The organism is Micromonospora sp. DT227, from assembly GCF_049841835.1.
In the GTDB taxonomy this organism is placed as follows: domain Bacteria; phylum Actinomycetota; class Actinomycetes; order Mycobacteriales; family Micromonosporaceae; genus Micromonospora.
The window spans coordinates 1-310 of the sequence record NZ_JBNCLA010000075.1 but is presented as its reverse complement, the minus strand read 5'-3'; the positions used below and the strand labels follow the sequence as shown (position 1 = coordinate 310).

Annotated in this window: 1 pseudogene; it reads right to left on the bottom strand. The window is 69.7% G+C overall.

The annotated features are described in order from the left end of the window. A pseudogene (locus ACLQ2W_RS33960) lies at positions 1-256 on the bottom strand (SDR family NAD(P)-dependent oxidoreductase); the annotation flags it as partial. Between the last annotated feature and the right edge of the window lie 54 nt (positions 257-310).

The window sequence follows — 310 nt, the reverse complement described above, 5'->3', positions numbered from 1 at the left end:
CCCGCACCAGTTCCAGGACTGTCCGCTGACGCTCCTCAACCCCCATAGCCGCCAACCTGGCGACCAGACCCACCGGCGTATCGGCCGTGGACGCCGCCCGGCGGGCCGAGCCGCCGGCCAACACCTGCCACAACGGCGGCAGGCCACCAGCGCCAGCGCGACGCAGCCCGGCCAGATCCACCCGCATCGGCACCAACTGCGGCCGGTCGATACGCACCGCCGCATCGAACAATGCCAAGCCCTCCTCAGAGGACATAGCAAGAACCCCGCCGCTGCGTCGCATCCGACCCAGATCCACATCGTCGAGATG